The sequence below is a fragment of the Sphingobium sp. DN12 genome, assembly GCF_051058005.1.
GTDB classification, from domain to species: Bacteria; Pseudomonadota; Alphaproteobacteria; order Sphingomonadales; family Sphingomonadaceae; genus Sphingobium; species Sphingobium yanoikuyae.
The window spans coordinates 2549143-2570492 of sequence record NZ_CP173717.1 but is presented as its reverse complement, the minus strand read 5'-3'; the positions used below and the strand labels follow the sequence as shown (position 1 = coordinate 2570492).

General features: G+C 66.4%; 19 protein-coding genes and 1 riboswitch. Of the genes, 13 read left to right on the top strand and 6 right to left on the bottom strand.

Translation table 11 applies throughout. The features are described 5' to 3' along the window. Positions 1 to 35 precede the first annotated feature (35 nt). From murC to ACI6S0_RS12120, 9 genes are all read left to right on the top strand, one after another. The gene (gene murC / locus ACI6S0_RS12160) at positions 36 to 1463 is read left to right on the top strand and encodes a UDP-N-acetylmuramate--L-alanine ligase (RefSeq protein WP_007711639.1); all 1428 of its coding nucleotides are present in this window, start codon (positions 36 to 38) and stop codon (positions 1461 to 1463) included. Continuing rightward, positions 1463 to 1660 carry a hypothetical protein gene (locus ACI6S0_RS12155; protein WP_004207957.1) on the top strand — a complete coding sequence of 66 codons (198 nt, stop codon included), beginning with the start codon at positions 1463 to 1465 and terminating at the stop codon, positions 1658 to 1660. Before murC ends, ACI6S0_RS12155 begins: the two co-directional genes overlap by 1 nt. Before the next feature lie 5 nt (positions 1661 to 1665). Continuing rightward, positions 1666 to 2592, top strand: a complete 927-nt coding sequence (gene murB / locus ACI6S0_RS12150) for a UDP-N-acetylmuramate dehydrogenase (RefSeq protein ID WP_434405942.1) — start codon at positions 1666 to 1668, stop codon at positions 2590 to 2592. 121 nt (positions 2593 to 2713) lie between these two features. Continuing rightward, on the top strand, positions 2714 to 3670 hold the full coding sequence (locus ACI6S0_RS12145; protein WP_017501209.1) for a D-alanine--D-alanine ligase: 957 nt from the start codon (positions 2714 to 2716) through the stop codon (positions 3668 to 3670). Then, positions 3663 to 4625 (top strand): cell division protein FtsQ/DivIB, encoded by a 963-nt coding sequence (locus tag ACI6S0_RS12140; protein ID WP_434403204.1) that lies wholly within the window; start codon positions 3663 to 3665, stop codon positions 4623 to 4625. The genes ACI6S0_RS12145 and ACI6S0_RS12140 overlap by 8 nt, the downstream gene beginning before the upstream one ends. Before the next feature lie 3 nt (positions 4626 to 4628). Continuing rightward, entirely contained in the window at positions 4629 to 5912 is a 1284-nt protein-coding gene (ftsA, locus tag ACI6S0_RS12135; RefSeq protein ID WP_004207952.1) for a cell division protein FtsA, read from the top strand. A gap of 108 nt (positions 5913 to 6020) precedes the next feature. Beyond that, positions 6021 to 7487 carry a cell division protein FtsZ gene (gene ftsZ / locus ACI6S0_RS12130; RefSeq protein ID WP_017501206.1) on the top strand — a complete coding sequence of 489 codons (1467 nt, stop codon included), beginning with the start codon at positions 6021 to 6023 and terminating at the stop codon, positions 7485 to 7487. Positions 7488 to 7614: 127 nt separating this feature from the next. Further along, complete coding sequence (locus ACI6S0_RS12125) at positions 7615 to 9594, top strand: tetratricopeptide repeat protein (protein WP_434403203.1); 1980 nt, start codon at positions 7615 to 7617, stop codon at positions 9592 to 9594. Between the two features lie 9 nt (positions 9595 to 9603). Continuing rightward, complete coding sequence (locus tag ACI6S0_RS12120; protein WP_434403202.1) at positions 9604 to 10755, top strand: deoxyguanosinetriphosphate triphosphohydrolase; 1152 nt, start codon at positions 9604 to 9606, stop codon at positions 10753 to 10755. A gap of 442 nt (positions 10756 to 11197) precedes the next feature. On the opposite strand, the gene ACI6S0_RS12115 is transcribed toward ACI6S0_RS12120, so the two are convergent. The 3 genes from ACI6S0_RS12115 to ACI6S0_RS12105 form a co-directional block, all read right to left on the bottom strand. Beyond that, positions 11198 to 12439: a hypothetical protein gene (locus ACI6S0_RS12115; RefSeq protein ID WP_434403201.1), complete on the bottom strand. Its 1242-nt coding sequence runs from the start codon at positions 12437 to 12439 to the stop codon at positions 11198 to 11200. 91 nt (positions 12440 to 12530) lie between these two features. Then, the gene (locus tag ACI6S0_RS12110) at positions 12531 to 12761 is read right to left on the bottom strand and encodes a hypothetical protein (RefSeq protein ID WP_434403200.1); all 231 of its coding nucleotides are present in this window, start codon (positions 12759 to 12761) and stop codon (positions 12531 to 12533) included. Continuing rightward, positions 12758 to 15085: a GH92 family glycosyl hydrolase gene (locus tag ACI6S0_RS12105; RefSeq protein ID WP_434403199.1), complete on the bottom strand. Its 2328-nt coding sequence runs from the start codon at positions 15083 to 15085 to the stop codon at positions 12758 to 12760. Before ACI6S0_RS12105 ends, ACI6S0_RS12110 begins: the two co-directional genes overlap by 4 nt. A 115-nt stretch (positions 15086 to 15200) precedes the next feature. Here ACI6S0_RS12105 and ACI6S0_RS12100 point away from each other — a divergent pair, with 115 nt between their 5' ends. Continuing rightward, on the top strand, positions 15201 to 15902 hold the full coding sequence (locus tag ACI6S0_RS12100) for a glutamine amidotransferase (protein ID WP_434403198.1): 702 nt from the start codon (positions 15201 to 15203) through the stop codon (positions 15900 to 15902). A gap of 18 nt (positions 15903 to 15920) precedes the next feature. Here the strand turns inward: ACI6S0_RS12100 and ACI6S0_RS12095 are convergent, their stop codons facing one another. Genes ACI6S0_RS12095 through ACI6S0_RS12085 form a run of 3 tightly spaced genes read right to left on the bottom strand, consistent with a single transcriptional unit; the run spans position 15921 to position 18329 of the window. After that, a complete protein-coding gene (locus ACI6S0_RS12095) occupies positions 15921 to 16931 on the bottom strand; it encodes an SMP-30/gluconolactonase/LRE family protein (RefSeq protein WP_434403197.1) in 1011 nt (336 codons plus the stop codon). Then, entirely contained in the window at positions 16928 to 18031 is a 1104-nt protein-coding gene (locus ACI6S0_RS12090; RefSeq protein WP_434403195.1) for a Gfo/Idh/MocA family protein, read from the bottom strand. Before ACI6S0_RS12090 ends, ACI6S0_RS12095 begins: the two co-directional genes overlap by 4 nt. Before the next feature lie 28 nt (positions 18032 to 18059). Next, complete coding sequence (locus ACI6S0_RS12085) at positions 18060 to 18329, bottom strand: helix-turn-helix domain-containing protein (RefSeq protein ID WP_004211034.1); 270 nt, start codon at positions 18327 to 18329, stop codon at positions 18060 to 18062. 295 nt (positions 18330 to 18624) lie between these two features. Here ACI6S0_RS12085 and ACI6S0_RS12080 point away from each other — a divergent pair, with 295 nt between their 5' ends. The 3 genes from ACI6S0_RS12080 to ACI6S0_RS12070 all read left to right on the top strand — a co-directional run bounded on the left by ACI6S0_RS12080 (position 18625) and on the right by ACI6S0_RS12070 (position 21150). Further along, the gene (locus tag ACI6S0_RS12080) at positions 18625 to 19971 is read left to right on the top strand and encodes a gluconate:H+ symporter (RefSeq protein ID WP_434403194.1); all 1347 of its coding nucleotides are present in this window, start codon (positions 18625 to 18627) and stop codon (positions 19969 to 19971) included. A gap of 84 nt (positions 19972 to 20055) precedes the next feature. After that, positions 20056 to 20733: a FadR/GntR family transcriptional regulator gene (locus tag ACI6S0_RS12075; RefSeq protein ID WP_017501752.1), complete on the top strand. Its 678-nt coding sequence runs from the start codon at positions 20056 to 20058 to the stop codon at positions 20731 to 20733. Positions 20734 to 20865: 132 nt separating this feature from the next. Then, on the top strand, positions 20866 to 21150 hold the full coding sequence (locus tag ACI6S0_RS12070) for a hypothetical protein (protein ID WP_434403193.1): 285 nt from the start codon (positions 20866 to 20868) through the stop codon (positions 21148 to 21150). A 99-nt stretch (positions 21151 to 21249) separates the two neighbouring features. Beyond that, positions 21250 to 21350: riboswitch (glycine riboswitch) on the top strand.

Sequence of the window (21350 nt, the reverse complement as noted above, 5' to 3'; positions counted from 1 at the left end):
AGGGCGAACGGATATTGGAACAAGGAATATCAGGCATGAAGGGTGTCGGCACCGACATCGGCACGATCCATTTCATCGGCATTGGCGGCATCGGCATGTCCGGTATCGCCGAAGTCATGCATAATCTGGGTTACAAGGTTCAAGGATCCGACGTCGCCGAAGGCTATGTCGTGGAAGGGCTGCGCGCCAAGGGCATCAAGGTGATGATCGGCCACAAGGCCGAAAATCTGGGCGATGCCGCGGTGGTCGTCACCTCGACCGCGATCAAGCGGGGCAATCCGGAAGTCGAACTGGCGCTGGAAAATCGCGTGCCGGTGATCCGCCGCGCCGAAATGCTGGCCGAACTGATGCGCCTCAAGTCCACGGTCGCCATCGCCGGCACCCATGGCAAGACCACGACCACCTCGATGGTCGCGGCGCTGCTGGACGCGGGCGGGGTCGATCCGACCGTTATCAACGGCGGCATCATCAACAGCTATGGCTCCAACGCGCGCCTGGGCAACAGCGACTGGATGGTCGTGGAAGCCGATGAGAGCGACGGCAGCTTCCTGCGCCTCGACGGCACGATCGCGGTCGTGACCAATATCGATCCCGAACATCTCGACCATTATGGCTCGTTCGACGCGGTGAAGGACGCCTTTGTCGAGTTCGTCGAGAATGTGCCCTTCTATGGCGCGGCGATGCTCTGCCTCGACCATCCCGAGGTGCAGGCCATCCTGCCGCGCGTGCAGGACCGCCGCATCGTCACCTATGGCTTCTCCGCCCAGGCCGATATTCGCGGCGAGAATGTCCAGCCGGTGCCCGGCGGCAATCGTTTCGACGTCCAGATTCGCGAGCGCGACGGCGCGACCCGCCGGATCGAGGGCATCGAACTGCCCATGCCCGGCCGCCACAATGTGCTGAACGCCATGGCCGCGATCGGCGTGGCGCTGCAGATGGGCATTGATGACGCGACCATCCAGACCGGCTTCGCCAAGTTCGGCGGCGTGAAGCGCCGCTTCACCAAGGTCGGCGAAATCCCGGCCGGCGCAGGCGTCGCCACTGTCATCGACGATTATGGCCACCATCCGGTCGAGATCAAGGCGGTGCTCGCCGCTGCGCGCGAAGGCGCCAAGGGCCGGGTGATCGCCGTGGTCCAGCCGCATCGCTTCACCCGCCTGCGCGACCTGATGGATGATTTCCAGCAGGCCTTCAACGATGCCGACATCGTCTATGCCGCCCCGGTCTATACCGCTGGCGAGCAGCCGATCGAGGATGTCGACAGCGCAGCGCTGGTCGCCGGCCTCAAGCGCCGTGGCCATCGCAACGCCGCCACCGTCGCCGATGCGGACGATCTCGCCCGCGTCATCGCCGCCGATGTCCAGGCCGACGACATGATCATCTGCCTGGGGGCCGGCGACATCACCAAATGGGCGGCGGGCCTGTCCGCTGCGGTCACCGCCAAGGTCAAGGAAACCGCCTGATGTTCGAGCTCTTCAATGTCGGCCTCGAAATGCAGAAGCGCATGATCGACATGCAGATGCAGGGCGTGGAAGTCGCGCGCGACATGGTCGAGGCGGCGCAGAAGCAGGTGCAGACCGGCATGGCCGCGCATCAGGCCGGCGAGGCGGGCATGAAGGCGATGAAGAGCTGGATGAATCTCTGGGGCGTGCGCGGTTGACGATGATGGCTTCTCTCCCGGCCGTTCGCGGCGCGCTCAAGGCCGATGCGCCGCTGGCACCGCTCGTCTGGTTCAAGGCGGGCGGGGCGGCGCAATGGCTGTTCGAGCCCAAGGACGCCGACGATCTGTCCGATTTCCTCGCCATGCTCGATCCGGCGATGCCGGTGATGGCGCTCGGCCTCGGCTCCAACCTGATCGTTCGCGATGGCGGCGTGCCGGGCGTGGTCGTGCGCCTGGGCAAGCCCTTCGCCAGGGTGGAGGCGCTGGATGCCACGACGCTGGTCTGCGGCGGTGGTGCGTCGGGCATCCTCGTCTCCTCGACCGCGCGGGATGCCGGCATTGCTGGTCTCGAATTTCTCCGCTCCATCCCCGGCACGGTCGGCGGCTTCGTGCGGATGAACGGCGGCGCCTATGGCCGCGAGACCGCGGACATATTGGTGGAATGCGAGGTGGTGCTGCGCTCGGGCGAGCAGGTGACCTTGCTCGCGAGTGATCTCCATTACAGCTATCGCCATTCCAACATGGTCGACGGCGCGGTTGTCGTGTCGGCCACCTTCCGCGGCGAACCCGGCGATCCGGCCGCGATCCAGGCGGAAATGGACCGCATCGCCACCGCGCGCGAGGAAAGCCAGCCGCTGCGCAGCAAGACCGGCGGATCGACCTTCAAGAACCCGGACGGGCACAAGGCCTGGGCACTGGTCGATGAAGCGGGCTGTCGCGGCCTCGCGCTGGGCGGCGCGCAGGTGAGCGAGAAGCACACCAATTTCCTGCTCAACACCGGCGATGCCACCAGCGCCGACATCGAAGCGCTGGGCGAGGAAGTCCGCCGCCGCGTGAAGGAAAAGAGTGGCGTCGAGCTGGAATGGGAAATCCAGCGTGTCGGCATGTTTGCCGACGGCGCAAACAGAGATGCCGTGGGGTTGGCGAAGTGATTTGTGCTTCCAATCCGTCATCCCAGCGAAGGCTGGGATCCCTCTTTTCTTCCTTCGCTGCGTTCAAAGGCAGTGAGATGCCAGCCTTCGCTGGCATGACGATGTATCTGGAGTGTCTTGCATGAGCCGTGGTCCCTGGCATGTCGCCGTATTGATGGGCGGCTGGTCGGCGGAGCGGCCGGTGTCGCTGTCGAGCGGCGAGGGCGTTGCCAAGGCGCTGGAATCGCGCGGGCATCGGGTCACGCGGATCGACATGGATCGCGACGTCGCCGCGCGCCTGACCGAGACCAAGGCAGACGTGGTGTTCAACGCGCTGCATGGCGTGCCGGGCGAGGATGGCACGGTGCAGGGCATGATGGACCTGATGGGCCTCACCTACACCCATAGCGGCCTTGCCACATCGGTCATCGCGATCGACAAGCAACTGACCAAGCAGGCGCTGGTGCCGCACGGTATCCCCATGCCCGGTGGCCAGATCGTGGCGAGCGAGAGCCTGTATGCCGGCGATCCGCTGCCGCGCCCCTATGTTCTCAAGCCCGTCAATGAGGGCAGCTCGGTCGGCGTCGCGATCGTCACGGCCGAGGGCAATTATGGCAATCCCATCGCCCGCGACAGCGTCGGCCCATGGCAGGAATTTCCCGAGCTTCTGGCCGAACCCTATATTCGCGGGCGCGAACTGACCACCGCCGTGCTCGGCGATGAGGCGCTGCTCGTTACCGAGCTGCGCCCCAAGAGCGGCTTCTATGATTTCGACGCCAAATATACCGACGGCATGACCGAACATGTCTGCCCGGCGGAGATACCGGACGAGATCACGCAGGCGTGCAAGGCGATCGCGCTCCAGGCGCACCAGCTGCTTGGCTGCAAGGGCGCGTCGCGCTCCGACTTCCGCTGGGACGACAGCCAGGGCGTCGAGGGGCTTTACCTGCTGGAGGTCAATACCCAGCCGGGCATGACCCCCTTGAGCCTGGTGCCGGAACAGGCGAAAAAGCTGGGCATCGAATATGCCGAGCTGGTCGAGCGGATCTGCGAGGAAGCATTGACGAGGGGGCCGAACATGGGGGCTGGCAATGGCTGAGGCACGGATCCGGCGCGGCGGCACGGCGCGGCTGAGCACGGCGCGGGGCAAGGTGCGCGCCAAGGCCGGATCGGGCCGTGGCCGCCAGCTCAAGCGCCAGTCCTCGTTCGACCGGCTGCTCGAACTGCTGCCGATCAGCGAGGATACGCTGCAGAAGCTGGCGACCTGGGCGATCTTCGCGATCTTCGGTGGCATCGCCATCGCCATCGCCATCTATGCGGGGCTGCCCGACATGGCGCGCGAGCAGGCGGCAAGCCTGGCCGCGCGCGCCGGTTTCGAGGTGGAGAAGGTCGAGGTGCGCGGCGTCGAGCGCATGGACGAGATGCCGGTCTATAATATTGCGCTCGGCCAGGTCGATCGCTCGATGCTCTCGCTCGACCTGCCCAAGGTTCGACAGGAAATGCTGAAGCTTGGCTGGGTCAAGGATGCGCGCATTTCCCGTCGCCTGCCCGATACGCTGGTCGTCGATATCGTTGAGCGTGATCCGGTCGCGGTGTGGCAGCATGACGGGCAACTGCATCTGATCGACGTGGCGGGCGTGGTGCTGCAATCGGTGTCGGCCGGCGCGATGCCGGACCTGCCGCTGGTGGTCGGCCCCAACGCCAATCTCCAGACCGCCGGCCTCAACAAGCTGATGGAAAGTGCGCCGGCCTTGAAGCCGATGCTGGCTGGCGCAACCTGGGTCGGGAACCGTCGCTGGGATCTGCGCTTTCAGTCGGGGGAGACGCTGTCGCTGCCGGAAGGCGAACAGACATCGGCGGCAGCGCTGGTGAATTTCGCGCGCATGGATGGCGTCAACCGGCTGCTCGGCCGGGGCATCGTCAAGTTCGACATGCGCGATCCCGATCGTTTCGTGCTGCGTCTGCCGCAGGGCCAGACCAGCGATAAGCCGGCAGCGGCGGACGCCAAGGCGGAAAAGACCGCAAGTGCGCCTGCCGCGGGCGAGGAAGGCTAAGTCATGGCGCAGCCCAAGGTCGAAAAGCTCATCACCGCGATCGATATCGGATCGTGGAAGGTGTCCGCGCTGATCGCGGGGCGCACCGATACGGGCGAGCTGGCGATCCTGGGCACCGGCCAGCGCGAGAGCCGGGGCGTGCGCCGCGGCTTCATCGCCGACATGGAACGCACCGAACTGGCCGTGCGCGAGACGGTGGAACAGGCCGAGCGTGTTGCCGGCACCAATATCGAGGATGTCTGGGTCAGCTTCTCGGGCGGCAGCCTGGTGAGCGACGTCGTCACGGTCGAGCGCGACATGGGCGGCTATCGTGTCGAGCAGCCGGACATCGACGATCTGCTGACCACCGGCCAGCAGGGCATCGACCCCGATGGCCGCATCATCCTGCATGCGCAGCCGACCTGCTTCACCATCAATGGCAAGGTGCCGGTGAAGAAGCCGCTGGGCATGCACGCCGATCTGCTGGGCGTCGACATCCATGTCGTGCTGGCGGATGGCGCGCCGCTCGCCAATCTCGACCTGTGCGTGCGTGGCGCCTATCTGAACGTCAATTCGATCGTCGCTTCGCCGATCGCGACCGGACTTGCCTGCCTGTCGGAAGAGGAGCGCGACCTGGGCGTGGCGCTGGTCGAGATGGGGGCAGGGGTCACCAATGTCTCGCTCTATGCCGGCGGCATGCTGGTGGGGCTGCATTCGATCCCGATGGGCGCGTCCGATATTACCGACGATATCGCTTCGGCTTTCGGCATTCGCCGCAGCCAGGCGGAGCGGATAAAATGCTTCTATGGTTCGGCGATGCAGAACCGCCGCGACTTCCGCGAGATGATCGAGATCGCGACGCCCCATGGCGATGTCGCCATTCCGGGGCAGAGCGCCGGCCCCAATGCGGAAGGCGGCAAGATCACCCGCGCGGCGCTGGTCGGCGTCATTTGCGAACGACTGAACCAGATCATGGCGGAAGTGAATGCGGCGCTGGCCGGCATGGGTTTCAACAGCACCGGACGCCAGGTCGTGTTGACCGGCGGCGGCGCGGAGATGAAGGGCATTGCCGACTATGCGCAAGGTGCATTGGGGCGTGCGGTGCGGGTCGGTCGCCCACGCGGCTTGTCAGCCATGCCCGAAGCGCATAGTGGCCCGGCCTTCGCTACTTTGGCCGGATTGGCGCTTTACGGCGCTTCAAACCCGGTTGATCTTAGGGCGATGGCGCCTGCGCCGCAAACCGTGCATCGTCTGGGCGCCCCGCAATGGTGGCAGCGCATGATGCGGGCGATGCGGACGAATTACTGAGCGAATTTGAACGAAAACGAAAATAGCAGGTGAAATACTCTATTTTCTGGTGTTAACAATTGATGACGGTTGTCACTTCCTGACGAGGAAGCTGAGGGAGCAAAGTATATGAGCATCGAGATCAGCCCGCCGCATGTGGACGAATTGAAGCCACGCATTGCGGTGATAGGCGTTGGCGGTGCAGGCGGTAACGCCATCGCGAACATGATCGCGGCCAGCGTCGAGGGCGTCGACTTCATCGTCGCCAATACCGATGCGCAGGCGCTGAACGCCTCGCCGGCCGAACGGCGCATCCAGCTTGGCCCGCAGATCACCGAGGGTCTGGGCGCCGGTTCGCGCCCCGAAATCGGTCGCGCGGCTGCGGAAGAAACCATCATCACCGTCGAACAGGCGCTGGAAGGCGCCCATATGTGCTTCATCACCGCCGGCATGGGCGGCGGCACCGGCACCGGTGCGGCCCCGGTCATCGCCAAGGCGGCGCGTGAAAAGGGCATCCTGACCGTCGGCGTCGTGACCAAGCCCTTCACCTTCGAGGGCAATCGCCGCATGAAGTCGGCGGAAAGCGGCATCGACGAGCTGCAGAAGCATGTCGACACGCTGATCGTCATCCCGAACCAGAATCTGTTCCTGATCGCCAACCCGAACACGACCTTCAAGGAAGCGTTCCAGATGGCGGACGAGGTGCTGCAGCAGGGCGTGCGTTCGATCACCGACCTGATGATCATGCCGGGCCTCATCAACCTCGACTTCGCCGACGTGCGGTCGGTGATGGGCGAGATGGGCAAGGCGATGATGGGCACCGGCGAAGCGGAAGGCGACGGCCGTGCGCTCCAGGCCGCGGAAAAGGCGATCGCCAACCCGCTGCTCGACGGTGTGTCGATGCGCGGCGCCAAGGGCGTGATCGTGTCGATCGTCGGTGGCGACGACATGCGCCTGATGGAAGTTGACGAAGCCGCCAACCATATCCGCGAACTGGTTGACCCGGACGCGAACATCATCTGGGGCAGCGCCTTCAACGACAATCTGAACGGCAAGATCCGCGTGTCGGTCGTCGCGACCGGCATCGACAATGAAGTCGGCAGCCAGGCCGCGCCGCTGACCCAGCCGTTCAGCTTCGCCAGCCGTCCGGCCGTCGCCGTGCCGCAGGCACCGCGTCCGGCACCGGTGGCCGCACCCGCCCCAGCCGCGCCGGTCGCTGCTGCACCGGCCCCGGTCGCCGCGCCCGAGCCCGAAGCGCTGGAACTGGACGTGCCCGAAGCCCCGGCGCCCGCGCCGATCGCCGCGCCTGCCGCCGAAAAGGCACCGCCGGCCTTCGCGCCTGCGCGTCCCGCGGCCGTCTTCTCCGACGAGGATCCCTCGCAGGATGAACTGCTGCTCGGCGCCGAAGCGGCCGAACCGACCGCACCGGAAGCCGCGCCCAAGCCCGCCCAGCCGGCGCCGCGCGTCGCGACCGGTGGCACGCTGTTCGAACGTATGGCTGGCCTTACCCGTGGCAGCGAAAAGGCACCGGGCGCCGAAGAAGGCACGCAGGGTCTGGATATCCCGCGCTTTCTCAACCGCCAGAACAACCAGTAAGGCCAGCGTGCGGGCATAGGCCCGCACCGGCCTGCCAAAGGCGCGCCGTCGGTCGCTTCGGGCGACCCGGCGCGCTTTTTTGTGCAGGTCATTTCCCATTGCTTCCGCGATCCGCTAAGGGAGCGATGTGACACGATCTCATCTATGGATTCTCGGCAGCCTGCTTCTTGCCACGGCTGCGCAGGCGCAAACCGACCAGGCCGATCTGGTCCGGCCCTCGGGCGCCGCGGACCTCAACAATAATCTGGCGAAACTGGCCACAAATCCGCGTGATTTCAGCGCGTTGGTGGGGGCAGGGGAAGCCGCGCTGGAGCTGGACGATGCCCGCGCGGCCGCCGGTTTCTTTGCCCGCGCCGACGCGATCCAGCCCAATAATGGACGCACCAAGGCGGGCCTGGGCCGGGTCATGCTGAAGATGCAGAACCCGGCCGAAGCGCTGCGCCTGTTCGACCAGGCGACCCGTGCCGGCTATCCCGAAGCGACCATCCAGGGCGACCGTGGCCTTGCGCGCGACATGACCGGCGATCAGGCCGGGGCGCAGCGCGATTATCATGCCGCCCTGCAACGCACCCCCGACGATGCCGAACTGGTGCGCCGCTACGCCGCCTCGCTCGGTATTTCGGGACAGGTGGATGCCGCCGACAAGGTGTTGCAGCCGCTGCTCTACAAGAGCGACCGGGCCGCCTGGCGCTATAATGCCTTCATCCTGGCGATGAACAACCGCCAGGCCGAGGCCAAGAAGGTGGTCGACCAGACCATGCCCGCCCAGCTGGCGAGCGCCATCACCCCCTATATGCAGAAAATGCCCTATCTGACGGCGGCGCAGAAGGCGGCTGCGGTCCATTTCGGCCATTTCCCGCAGGTGGTCGCGACCAGCATCACGCCGATCATGCCGACTCCGCCGGCGCCGGGCGTCCAGCTGGCGTCGCGCGACGCCGCACCCGCCGCCGCCGCGTCGACCGCGCCGGCCCAGGGGGATCGCCGTACGACCCGCAACGGCAGTGGCCGGCAGCGCGGCACGTCGCTGGCCCGCGCGCCGCTCAGCACGCCCCCCTCTAGCCAGTCCCGCGCCCGCCAGCCTACTGCCAGCCAGCCTGCCGCCAGCCAGCCCGCGCCGACCCAGAGCCGGACGCAGATGGCCGCACAGGCCACGCAGCCTGCTGCCCCCACGCCGACGCCTGCGCCCGCAACGGTCCAGCCGCTGCCCGCCGACATGCGCGGACGCCAGCCGGTTGTCCAGCCGACGCGGAGCCAGAGCGCTCGTTCCGAGGTGGTGCAGCCGGTGCCCGGTCAGACGCCAGCGCCCGCGCCAACCCCGGCACCAACTCCCGCCCCGGTCCGCAGCGCATCGGCCGATGTGCAGGGGCCGCCCGCGCCGGGCCTCGACGCGCTGGATGACGGCGCGCCGCGCTCCACCGCGCCGGCGCCGACCACCGGCCAGCCGAGCGCCGCCTCGCAGCTCAATTCGAGCGCCCTTGCCCAGGCGTCGAGCGTGACCCCGCCCGCGCCGCAGGGCACGCCGCCCGCGCCGACGCCATCGGCGCCGGTCGCCACCCAATTTACGCCGCCGGCCGACAGCGCCGCGCCGCAGCCGGCGCCGGAGGCGACGCGCAGTCTGGCCGACATCATTCACGCCATCGACGTGCCCGACAGCGAGCGCCGCTCGAACGTGGTCGCGGTCGACCTGGCCGAGGTCGAGAAGCTGCAGGCTGCCCGCCGCGCCGCTGCGCGCCAGGCGGAGGCGGACAAGGCGAAGAAGGCGGCCGCCGCCAAGGCCAAGGCGGAAGCCGATGCCAAGGCGAAGAAGGAAGCCGAGGAAAAGAAGCGGCTGGCCGCCAACCCCGCGCGCAACTGGGTGCAGATCGGCACCGGGCAGAAGAGCGCGCTGGCCTTCACCTTCAAGCGCTTGCAGGGCAAGTATGACGCGGTTGCGCCGCAAGATGGCTGGAGCGCAAGCTGGGGCCAGACCTCGCGCCTGCTCATCGGTCCCTTTGCCAGCTTCGCCCGCGCCAAAGCGGTCGAGGCGGACCTCAAAAAGGCCGGTGCCGACGCCTTCGCCTGGCAGAGCGACGCGGGCGAGGTGGTCGAAAAGCTGGGAAGCAAATAAGGGGTTCGCATGACGATGCTCGCATCCTACGCCTCTCAGCCCGACCAGAGCCGGGGACGGCTCCATGCCGAACCGGGCGGCGAGATGCGCGGCCCGCGCGATGTGTTCCAGCGCGACCGCGACCGCATCATCCATTCGATCTCCTTCCGCCGGCTGCGGCACAAGACGCAGGTGTTCGTGTCGCCCGACGGCGATCATTATCGCGTGCGCATGACCCACAGCCTGGAGGTGGCGCAGATCGGCCGCGCCATCGCCCGCACGCTCGCCCTCAACGAGGATCTGACCGAGGCGCTGTGCCTGGCCCATGATATCGGCCATCCGCCCTTCGGCCATGCCGGCGAGGATGCGCTGGAGGCGGCGCTGGAGGATCATGGCGGCTTCGATCATAATGCGCATACGCTGCGCACGCTGATGCTGCTGGATTCGCCCTATCCGCGCTTTCGTGGGCTCAACCTCAGCTGGGAAATGCTGGAGGGGCTGGCCAAGCATAATGGGCCGGTGACCAAGCCCGGCTGGGCGATGCGCGAACTGGACGCGCTGTTCCCGCTTGATCTCACCAGCCATGCCTCGCTGGAGGCGCAGCTGGCGGCGCTGTCGGACGACATCGCCTATGACAATCACGACATTGACGATGGCCTGCGCGCCGGGCTGCTGAGCCTGGAACAGCTTTTGACGGTGCCGCTGGTGCGCCATTGCTGGGACCGGGTGACGGCCCGCTATCCCGATGTGCCGCAGGATCGGCTGCTGCGCGAACTGGTGCGCGAACAGATTGGCGTGATGGCCAATGACCTGCTCACCACCACCCGCGCCAATATCGCGGCCGCCGGGGTGGAAACGGTCGCCGATGTCCGCGCGCTGGGCCGCACGCTGGTTGCCTTCTCGCCCGAACTGGCGGCGCAGGAACGCGAACTGAAGCGCTTCATGTATGCGACCCTCTATCATCATCCCGACCAGCTGGCCGCCGCCGACCGGGCGCGGGTGATCGTGATGGACCTGTTCCGCGCCTATCTGGCCGATCCCGCGCTGATGCCGCCAGAATGGCGCGACGAATGCGCGCTGGAGGAACCTACCCGCAGCCGCCACATCGCCGACTTCATCGCCGGCATGACCGATCGCTATGCCGAAAAGCGGCATGCCGAGATTTGCGGGGCACTGGTCTAGGGGCGCACCGCCGGTCGGGGGTCAATACAAAGTACCGGAATGGAAAAAGGGGGCGATGGTGGCATCGGGCTGTGACGCTTAACGACCAGAAGCTGACGTTTCCAGTTCCTCCCCAAGCTTGCTTGGGGAGGTGGCAGCGCGAAGCGCTGACGGAGGGGCAGGTGCCTCTTAGCGATGCGCTATCCGGCCTGTGCCCCTCCACCACTCGCTACGCGAGCGGTCCCCCTCCCCGTGCCGGGGAGGAATGTCTTGTTCCCACCCTTTAGCGCTGTTCCGAAGACCGAACTCGCGGGGGAGGGACCGAACGGGCAGCATTCGGGGATCAGTTTTCGTTCCCTCCCTCTTCCAACTGGCACATGGGGCGGGGGACTTCATCCTTCTCCCTCCAAGGGAGAAGGAACGGCAAAAACAGGTCGAAACCTCGCCGGCCATTTTCGGCCCATCAGTCGGCGTCGTTTTCCGTAATCTGGAAGCTGCGGATGTGCAGTTTCTCCCCGGGGCGGCGGATGCGGGTGTGGCTTTTTTGCGGAAGTTCCAGGTCGGCCGTCAGCAAGAAGCGTTCGCGTTGCCACAGGCCCGGCGATCCGGCCGCCAGAGCGAGAGGCAAATAGCGGCGCTGGGCCAGCGCTTCGCCGACCAGGTCGGCCCAGGCTTCCGGGGCGACATGGCTGGTCGCTCGGCCTCTACCCACCTGCTCGATCGCGTCGATCCGGCCATCGGGCGTGATGAGATAGCGAAACTCCGCCCAATGGCCCGATGGATTGGCGGGCAGCAGCACATGTTTGCGCCGGTCGTCGGTCCACAGGACCAGGCTGTTACCCTGGGCTTCTATCCGCGGGCCGACCACCAGCAGGGGCGACGCGGAACGCTGGCCCGACAGGCGGCGCGTCAGTTCCTCCTCGGACAGGCCATTTTTCATCAGTTCCAGTTTCGCCAGCATGAGTAGCGCAGCGTCCTGATAGGGGCGGATGGCAGGAGCTGTCCGGCTTTTCAATGCGGCGTAGCGGCGTTGCGCCTCGTCATCATAGGCCGGGTCGACACTGGCTGCAGTCGCATAGGCGGTGAGGCCGCGAAACAGGGCGAACCCTTCCATCTCGGGCCAGCCCTGGGCGCTCGCTTCCTTGGCTACGCGGTCGTAAAAACCGGTGGCGCTGCGCATCTTGCCCTGACGCAGAAAGACGTCGCCAACGTGCATCCGCTGCATGGCGATGCGGCGATCCTGCGGGGGCAGTCCAGCCTTGAGCGCGTCGAGCGCATCGATGGTGCCGGTGCGGCTATAGTCCGCCAGCCCCCTGTAGGACGCGACCTCGGCATCGAAGTCGAGCAGTTGGCCGACCTGAACCGCATAATCCCGCTGGTGGCGCTGGTTGCGGGCGCGGGCCTGACGTAGCGTATCGCGCGCGCCCTGATGATCGCCCGCCAGCAACTGATTTTCAGCGTGGACGGTGGCAGCCTCCATATCTTCGTCTGGAGGGCATGACCGGGCGAGGCAGGCCGCCAGCGCCGCAGCGCTGGCATCGATGCGCACGCCGTCGACGATCAGCATGGTATCTTCGTTGCCGACCGGCGATGGTGCAGGGGGCGTCGAAGGGCGCGAGACGGTCATGGATGCCATGATTGTCGGCCGCGTGGAGGCGGGCAGGGCAGCGCCAGCGTGCGCGGCCATCATCATCGCGATCAGCATGCATCCTCCATCGGAGCGTCAGCGGCCGTCGGGGCGACTATGATCCTGCACCGGGGCGACCGCAATCCGGAAATGCGATCTGGCCTGCCGCCTACGCGCCGCGGAAACGCTGCTGGATCTTGCTGCGATGGGCCTTTTCCATCACGAAGATGGTGTCGGCCCAGCGCAGCATCTCATCGTCCAGCGGCGTTTCCGTATCATGGTTGGTGCCCGCCGACAGGGTTTCGATGCCGGGATGGTCAGCGAAAATCTGTTCGGCGGTGGGGCTGCGCAGCTTGTTCTGGCTGCAGACGAAGAGATAATGGCGGTCCCGCGCCTTCACTTGCCATAGCCGGTCATGGAGAAGGGCCGCGCCTTCACGCCGGTCGCCCATGTCTTGTTGGGGCTCGCCTGCATGGTGAAGCGTAATTCGCCGCCCGCGCGGATTTCCGCGTCGGTGATATAGCCGCGATCGAGCGGCTTGCCGTTCAGCGTCACCTGGCCGACATAGCGGTTGGCGTCGGACAGGTCATCGGCAATCACGGTGAAGCGCTGGCCGCTGAGCAAGGTCATCTCCGCACGGTCGACGAAGGGGCGGCCGATCACATATTCGTTGCTGCCCGGCGCCACGGGGTAGAAGCCTAATGCGGTGAAGACCAGCCAGGCCGACATCTGGCCCAGATCGTCATTGCCGGCGAGGCCATCGGGCGTGGGCTTATACTGGCTGTCGACGATCTGCTTCAGGCGCTCCTGCGTGCGCCAGGGCTGGCCCGCATAGCTGTAGAGATAGGCGACATGGTGGCTGGGTTCGTTGCCATGGATATATTGGCCGATCAGGCCGGATATGTCCTCGGCATGGCTATAGTCGATCTTGCTATTGTCATAGTCGAACATGGCGTCGAGCTTGGCGACGGTTTTCGTGTCGCCGCCCAGCAGGCGGAACAGGCCGCCCTGATCATGCGGCATGAACCAGCTATATTGCCAGGCATTGCCCTCCGTATAGTCGCTGCCATAGTTGATCGCGGTCGGATCGAAGGGGGTGCGGAAACTGCCATCCGCCTTGCGCGCGCGCAGGAAGCCGGTCTTGGCGTCGAAGCTGTTGCGCCAGTTTTGCGACCGTTTCTCGAAGCGCTGGGCCGTGGCGGTGTCGCCCAGCTGGCGGGCGAGGCGGGCGATGGTCCAGTCGTCATAGGCATATTCGACCGTCTTGGACGCGGCTTCCGGCTCGCGGTCGATGGGGACATAGCCGAGCGTCATATAGTCGCCGAGGCCGCCATAAGGGGCATAATCGGCGCTCGCGACCATGGCCTTGAGCGCGCCGACGCAATCGATGCCCCTGATCCCTTTCAGGCAGGCGTCGGCGATGACCGGGACGGCGTGATAGCCGATCATCGTCCAGGTTTCCTTGCCGCCAAACTGCCAGACGGGGAGGATGCCGAACGGGCTGGTCTTTTGCCCTGCGACCAGCGAGTTCACGAAATCGGCATTCTTCGCTTCGGGCTGGATCAGCGTCAGCAGCGGATGTTCGGCGCGGAACGTGTCCCATAGCGAGAAGGTGGAATGCATGGTGAAGCCGGCTCCGGCATGCACCTGGTCATCCGGTCCGCGCCATCGGCCATCGGCATCGCTCCAGACGCTGGGCGCCATCAGGCTGTGATAAAGGGCAGTATAGACATTGGTCCGCATCGGCTTCGGCGCGTCGATCTTCACCGCGCCCAGCGCATCGTTCCAGGCGGTGCGGGTCCTGGCCCGGATCGCGTCGAAATCGCCCGGCTCGCTGGCGAGGTTGGCGATGGCGCCATCCTCATCCACACCCGACAGCGCGACCTTCGCCTCCAGCGGCTTCGTCAGCGTGCCAAAGTCGAGTTGCGCCACCAGCGCGCGGCCGGAGAGGGAATCCAGCGTCTCGGGGCCGCGACCGGGGCCCTTGAAGCCCTTATACAGAATGTCCTTTTCGGTGCTGACGAACTGATGGCTGGTCAGCGGCGCGGAAAAGCGAATGGCGAAGAAGATGCGCCGCGGCGTGGCCCAGCCGCGCACCTCGCGCGATCCGGTAATCGTGCCGTCGGGACGGATGCGGATCGAGGACCAGAGGATCTTGCCGGGATAGTCATAGATGATCGAGCGCAGGTCGAGCACCAGATGCGCGGCCTTGCCGGTGGGGAAGGTATAGCGGTGGACGCCGATACGGGTGCCGGCCGTCATTTCCGCACGCACGCCCGGATCGGTCAGGGTGACGGCATAATAGCCGGCCGAGGCGACCTCATCGGCCTTGTGCGAGCGGAAGCCCGGCGTCTTGTCGTCGCCGGCCTCCAGCGGGACGCTGTCGCTGCTGACCGGCATCACCAGGAAATCGCCCAGGTCGCTATGGCCCGCGCCGGAGAAATGGGTGTGGGAGAAGCCGAGGATCACCGGGTCTTCATGGCGGTATCCGGCGGCCCAGTTATAGGTCTGGCGCGCCGGGCCGACATGGGTGTCGGGCGAGAGCTGGACCATGCCGAAAGGGGCGACGGCGCCGGGGAAGGTGTGGCCTTCGCCCGAGGTGCCGATGAAGGGATCGACCGCATCGACCGGCGCGGAAGGCGCTTCGCGGGTCTGGGCGGAAAGGGCGGTGCCGGCGAGCAGGGCGGCCAGCAGGAAAGGGCGAGCGATGCGGGTCAGGATCATGGCGCTGGGTTAAATCATGGCCGGGCGGTCGGGCCAAGCCGATAGCGGCAATTTTCTGTCCCCAAGAAAGGCTGGGCTGGCGTCGGCGGGTTTGGCTGGCTAGCTATCGCAGGTAATGAAAAGAGCGTTGATCGTCCGACATGTGCCGCGCGAGGGTGCGGCAGGCTATCTCCAGCCGATCGAGGCGGCCGGCTATCAGATCGAGCGGATCGATGTGGCCAGCCCCGATTTCGCCGATATCGACCTGACCGAACCGGACCTGCTCATCATGATGGGTGGGCCGATGGGCGTTTATGAACAGGATGTGCATCCCTGGATTCCGGTGCAGATCGGCAAGCTTTCCGCGCGGCTGTCGGCGGACCGGCCGACGCTGGGCGTGTGCCTGGGCAGCCAGATGATCGCGGCGGCGCTCGGCGCGCGGGTCTATCCGGGTGGGCATATGGAATTGGGCTTTGCGCCGGTCAGCGTCAACGCGGCGGGGGCGGGTTCGCCGCTGCGCCATATCGATGGGGTGCCGGTGCTGCATTGGCATAGCGACACGTTCGACCTGCCCGATCAGGTCGAACTGCTGGGATCAACCGACCGCTATGCGCATCAGGCTTTCCGGCGCGGAGCCAATCTGTTGGCGCTGCAATTCCACGCCGAAATGGGCGAGGATCCGCGCTTCGAGGACTGGCTGACCCATTTCTGGGCCGATCTGGACGTGGCCGGAAAATGCGGCATCGCGCTTCGGAAGGATCATGACGATCATGGGCCGGGCGCGGTGGCGGCGGGCCGGGCGATGATCGGCGAATGGCTGGTGGGAATCGAGGCGTAAGGAACCCACCTCCTTTCGCTAGCCACTGCGGGCTATCAGCGGCACTGCGGCCAGCCGGTCGGCCGACGTCAGGAACAATGTTTTGCCGTCCTCACCGATGCAGCAATTGGCGATCGCCTTGCCGGTGCGGATCTTGCCGAGCAGCCTGCCGTCGGGTGCGCAGACATGGACGCCGCCGGGGCCGGTGGCAAAGACGGTGCCGTCGGGCGCGGTCTTGATGCCGTCGGGCAGGCCCGGCTCGCCGGCGGCCAGTTCCTTGCCCATATCGCGGAACAGGCGCTGCCCCGTGGGCATGCCGTCCGCGCCCAGGCTGTAGGCCAGAACCTGCGGCCGCTTTTCGTCCGACAGCGCCAGATAGAGGGTGCGGCCGTCGGGCGAGAGGGTGACGCCATTGGGCCGGCGATGACTGCCATCGATCAGCGTCACCGTGCCATCGGGCGTCAGCCGGTAGAGGCCGTTGAAGCCGATCTCGCGCAGCGATGACGTGTCGCCATCGGTCAGGCCATAGGGCGGGTCGCTGAAATAGATGCTGCCATCGGCCGCGATCGTCAGGTCATTCGGGCTGTTGAAGCGCTTGCCCTGGTAACGGTCGGCGAGGATGGTCCGCGCCCTGGTCTTGAGGTCCACCCGCACGATCGCCCGCGTTCCGCTGTCGGCGCCGACCAGATGGCCGTCCTTGTCGATCGCGATGCCGTTGAGGCCGGCTTCGCGTATCTCCTTCGGGATCGCGGCCTGCAGGCCGGAGGGCGACAGGAAAGGCGACACACCATCCTTGCGGGTCCAGCGATAGACGATGTTGGAGGGCGGATCGCCGAACAGCAGCGCGTCGATCGGCGCGGCCCAGGTCGGCCCCTCGGCCCAGCGATAGCCCTGCGCCAATATCTCCACCTGCGCGCCGGGCGCGATGATGCGGTCCAGCGCCGGGTCGATCCGGTCGATCCGCGCGGACGGCAGGTCGGCGGCGTGGGCGAGCGCGTGGGTGAGCGGCAGGGCGGCCATCCCGGCCAGCAGGGTGCGACGATCGATCATGCGGTCAGGCTAACCGAACGATGCTCCGCCGCCGAGCGATAGATCGCCTCGATCACGCGCAGGTCGGCCAGCCCCTCCTCGCCCGCGACGATCGGCGCGGTGCCGTTGATGATGCATTCGGGCAGATGGTCGAGCTGGGCGGCAAACTGGTTCTTCGCCGGCACCGGCAGGCTGCGCGGCGCGGTCACGCCATCCTTGCGGATCATCATCGTCTGGCCGCTATATTGGGTCGCCGGCTCCATATCGATCCAGCCCTGGGTGCCGATCACCCGATAGCCATTATGGGCCGAGCTGTAGCTCGACACGCAATTGGCGATGATGCCCGACGGAAAGCGCAGCATGAAGTCGATCCGGTCCTCCACGGTGGCAAAGCGCGGATCGCTGCGGTCGGTGCTGGCGATCGCGCTCACCTCCACCGGCTCCTCGCCGGTCAGGTAGCGCGCGGCGTTCAGGCTATAGATGCCGATGTCCATCATCGATCCGCCGCCCGACAGGGGCCTGTCGAGCCGCCATTGCCCGGCCTTGATCGGGAAGCCATGTTCGGCGGTGATGATCCGCGTCGGCCCGATATGGCCGCCGCGCGCCAGCTCGATCGACAGTTTATTATAGGGCTCGAAGCGCGAGCGATAGCCGATCATCAGCTTGCGCCCAGCCTTGGCGCAGGCGGCGATCATCGCCTGGCATTCGGCCACCGACACCGCCATCGGCTTCTCGCACATCACATGCTTGCCCGCCTGCGCGGCGCGGATGCTATATTCGGCATGCAGGCTGTTGGGCAGGACGATATAGACGATGTCGATATCGGGATTGTCGCGGATGCGGTCGAAATCGGCATAGCTGTAGCGATGCGTCTTGGGGATGCCATATTGGTCGCCATATTGCGCCAGCTTGGCGGGCGTGCCGCTGACCAGCGCGACCAGCTTCGCATGCTCGCAGCCGGCGAAATTGGGCATGATCTGCTGCGTGGCATAATAGCCCAGGCCGACGATGGCATAGCCCAGCTTGCGCTGTGGCGCGGCGCAGGCGGCCGTGCTGCCCATGCCGGCCAGCACCAGCCCGGCGCCGATGCCCCCCAACAATTCCCGTCGCGAACGATCCATGCGGCGTCTCCCGCCAAGAGGGCAATTTTCAGTCGGCGGCGCGGCTCAGCGCCGGGCGCATCCAGCCGAAATGGCTGGCGGCGATGGCGACTTGGGTGCGGTTGCGGACGTTGAGCTTGCGCATCAGCGCGGTCATATGGACCTTCACCGTCGCCTCGGCCATGCCCAGCTCATAGGCGATTTGCTTGTTGAGCAGCCCCGAATGGACGCAGCGCATCACCTTCATCTGGGTCGGCGTGAGATGTGGGGCTTCGGGGACCATCTGGTCCTGGCGATCGAGAATGTGCAGATCCTGCATCCTGCCTCTCCCTATGATTGATCCGCGTTGGAGCCTGGTTTGGCCCAGGATTCGTTAGCGCTAACGATACTGGAATCAGTCAGACAGGTTCAAGCGGAATTTTGCAATATTCGGGAAATAACCTAGCGTGTGGCTGAAATACAGCTATAACCTGTCTAACAGATTTTCGGGATTCGCCCTGCGGATGACCGGCTACGCATAGGAAAGAGAGGGTGGGGATGGCGTTACCATATCGTCGATCGGTGCCATGTGGCCGGGCGTTCAGCCAGGGCAGACTACAGGGAGGCATGATCCGATGACCCCCGCCGACTATCGCCTGCTGATCGCCGCCGTCATCGGCATCGCCCTTTCCATCGCCCTCATCATCCGCGGCCGGCTCCATCCCTTTGTCGGCCTGCTGTGCGGTGCCTTCACCGTCGGCCTGATCGCCGGCCTGCCGATGGAGGAAACCGCCAAGGCGGTCGAAAAGGGCGCGGGCACCATATTGGGCGGCACCGGCCTGGTCGTGGCGCTGGGTCTGGGCCTTGGCGCGATGCTGCAATTGTCGGACGGCGCCGGCGGTCTCGCCCGCTCGGCGCTGCGCATCTCCGGCGTGAAGGGCGCGCCCTGGGCCAGCCTGTTCACCGCCATCGTCATCGGCCTGCCGCTCTTCTTCGAGACTGGCCTCGTCCTGCTGCTGCCGATCGTCGCGTCGGCCGCCGCCGCGCTGCCGGCCGGGCAGAATGGCGATACGGCGAAACTCAAGCTGATGCTGCCCGCGCTGTCGGGTCTGTCGGTGGTCCATGCGCTGGTGCCGCCGCATCCGGGGCCGCTGCTCGCCGTCAACGCGCTCGGCGCCAATCTCGGCCTCACCCTTCTCTATGGCCTGATCGTCGGCATCCCGACCGCGATCATTGCCGGCCCGCTGCTGGCGCGCTTCACCGCCCCCGGCGTGAAGCTCAATCCGCCCTTGCTCGATACGGTCAAGGTCGATGTCGCAACCCCCTCGGTCGGCCGTGCGCTGGCCGCCGTGCTGCTGCCGGTGGTGCTGATCGCCGCGGGACAGGCGGTGGCGCTGCTGCCGGCATCGGTCGCGCCGCATTTCCACTGGCTTGGCTGGGTCAGCGATCCGGTCGTCGCGCTGCTGATCGCGGTGCTGGTGGCGCTGCCCTTGCTGTTCGGCCGCCGCATCACCGACGCGAAGATCCAGAACGCGATCTGGTCCGAAGCGATGATCCCGGCCGGCGGCATTATCCTGGCGATCGGCGCGGGCGGCGCGCTCAAGCAGGTGCTGGTGACGGCCGGCCTTTCCGACCTGCTGGTCCGCTTTGCCGCTGGCGGCGCGATCTCGCCGATCCTGCTCGCCTGGGGCGTGTCGGTCTGCATCCGCCTCGCCACCGGCTCGGCCACCGTCGCGACGATCACCACCGCCGGCGTGATGCAGGGGCTGGTCGCCGCATCGGGCGTGGAGCCCGAATGGATGGTGCTGGCGATCGGCGCGGGCTCGCTCTTCTTCTCCCACGTCAATGATCCCGGCTTCTGGCTGGTCAAATCCTATCTCGGCACCGACATGCCGGGCACGTTCAAGACCTGGTCGATCATGGAAACCGTGGTCGCGGTGGTCGGCCTGCTGCTGGTGCTCGTCGCCAGCAGCATCTTCTGACTAGGGCGCTGCTGACGCTTGTCGTCGGCAGCCTCTCATGACTAGGAGGCACAGGATGTTGCCCAGCGATCCACAGGTGCGCCGATGAACCAGGCTCGATTGTCCGACCATGCCTATGCCGGCATAGTCGAGATCATCAATGACCAGGATCTGGCGGTCGGGGACCGTCTGCCGTCGGAAGCGGCGCTGGCGGAGCGGTTCGGCGTCTCCCGCGCGATCGTGCGAGAGGCGCTGGTCCGCCTCGCCTCGGACGGCATTACCGAGGCGCGCCGGGGTGCCGGCTCCTTCGTGAAAAGCCGCCCGTCGCAGCGCCTCGCCGCCTTCATGCCGGCGACCGAACTGCCCGCGACGCTTGGCAGCTATGAGGTGCGCTTCGTGCTGGAGGCGGAGGCCGCGCGCCTCGCCGCCACCCGCCGCAGCCCGATCGAAATGGCCCATGTCGAGGAAGGGATGGAGATGCTGCGCACCGCCCTGCTGTCGAGCGAACCGGCCCATGCCGAGGATATGGAACTGCACCGCCGCATTGCCGAGGCGACCGGCAACCCGGCCTTCCTGATCGCCTTCGACGCGCTCCATGCCGATGTCGACAAGGTGATGCGCGCCGGCGTCGACATCAGCCGATCGCGCCCGCCCGAAGTGATCGCGACCATGCTGCGCGAACATGAACAGATCGTCGCCGCCATCCGCGCCCAGGATGCCGAGGGCGCCGCGCTGGCGATGCGCTGGCATCTGTGGGAAGGGCGCCGCCGGCTGATGCCGTGAGGGTGGGCGGATAGCGGCGCACGATGACGGGACAGGAAGGGAGCAAGCTCCACCCAAACTCCCCCAACGGAAACGCTGCGTTGGCGTTCCGCCGGCTGGTCCGGTCGTCGCGCGGGCTTTATCTCTCTGCCCATGACACTGCATCCCCAGATCGCGGCCTTTGCCGCCCAGCTTGACGATCTTTCCCGCCTGTTGCGGGCACAGGGCGCGCGGCCCTGGGCAGATCGGATCGACCTCATCCAGCGCGCTGTCGCGGACTCCAACTATGCCGGCGTCACCCGCTTCCTGGAGATGTTCGACGGGGAAGGCGGCTTTGCCGAGCTGACCCTATCGGACGAAGCAGCCGATGCCGCGCTGACCCAATGCCGGGCGGCGGCGCTGGCGATGGCGCAGCGGCTGGCGCGCGAGGAAGGCTGATCCGGCTATAACCTGCGTCCCTGCGACATTTGCCCGATTGACGCCGCCCGCGCTTTGGGCAAATGCGTGGGGCGTCTCCGGTGCCGAGGATTCGGCAGCGGGCACGATGCGGGAGAGCATGGGCGCCTTTCAGGCTTGAGCCCGTCGCCGAAGGAGCAACCGCCCCGGAATCTCTCAGGCCAAAGGACCGCATCGCGCGT

Coding starts and splice junctions, on each gene's coding strand:
- murC (WP_007711639.1), top strand. CDS start 36: ATGAAGGGTGTCGGCACCGACATCGGCACGATCCATTTCATCGGCATT.
- ACI6S0_RS12155 (WP_004207957.1), top strand. CDS start 1,463: ATGTTCGAGCTCTTCAATGTCGGCCTCGAAATGCAGAAGCGCATGATC.
- murB (WP_434405942.1), top strand. CDS start 1,666: ATGGCTTCTCTCCCGGCCGTTCGCGGCGCGCTCAAGGCCGATGCGCCG.
- ACI6S0_RS12145 (WP_017501209.1), top strand. CDS start 2,714: ATGAGCCGTGGTCCCTGGCATGTCGCCGTATTGATGGGCGGCTGGTCG.
- ACI6S0_RS12140 (WP_434403204.1), top strand. CDS start 3,663: ATGGCTGAGGCACGGATCCGGCGCGGCGGCACGGCGCGGCTGAGCACG.
- ftsA (WP_004207952.1), top strand. CDS start 4,629: ATGGCGCAGCCCAAGGTCGAAAAGCTCATCACCGCGATCGATATCGGA.
- ftsZ (WP_017501206.1), top strand. CDS start 6,021: ATGAGCATCGAGATCAGCCCGCCGCATGTGGACGAATTGAAGCCACGC.
- ACI6S0_RS12120 (WP_434403202.1), top strand. CDS start 9,604: ATGACGATGCTCGCATCCTACGCCTCTCAGCCCGACCAGAGCCGGGGA.
- ACI6S0_RS12115 (WP_434403201.1), bottom strand. CDS start 12,439: ATGCTGATCGCGATGATGATGGCCGCGCACGCTGGCGCTGCCCTGCCC.
- ACI6S0_RS12105 (WP_434403199.1), bottom strand. CDS start 15,085: ATGATCCTGACCCGCATCGCTCGCCCTTTCCTGCTGGCCGCCCTGCTC.
- ACI6S0_RS12100 (WP_434403198.1), top strand. CDS start 15,201: ATGAAAAGAGCGTTGATCGTCCGACATGTGCCGCGCGAGGGTGCGGCA.
- ACI6S0_RS12095 (WP_434403197.1), bottom strand. CDS start 16,931: ATGATCGATCGTCGCACCCTGCTGGCCGGGATGGCCGCCCTGCCGCTC.
- ACI6S0_RS12090 (WP_434403195.1), bottom strand. CDS start 18,031: ATGGATCGTTCGCGACGGGAATTGTTGGGGGGCATCGGCGCCGGGCTG.
- ACI6S0_RS12085 (WP_004211034.1), bottom strand. CDS start 18,329: ATGCAGGATCTGCACATTCTCGATCGCCAGGACCAGATGGTCCCCGAA.
- ACI6S0_RS12080 (WP_434403194.1), top strand. CDS start 18,625: ATGACCCCCGCCGACTATCGCCTGCTGATCGCCGCCGTCATCGGCATC.
- ACI6S0_RS12075 (WP_017501752.1), top strand. CDS start 20,056: ATGAACCAGGCTCGATTGTCCGACCATGCCTATGCCGGCATAGTCGAG.
- ACI6S0_RS12070 (WP_434403193.1), top strand. CDS start 20,866: ATGACACTGCATCCCCAGATCGCGGCCTTTGCCGCCCAGCTTGACGAT.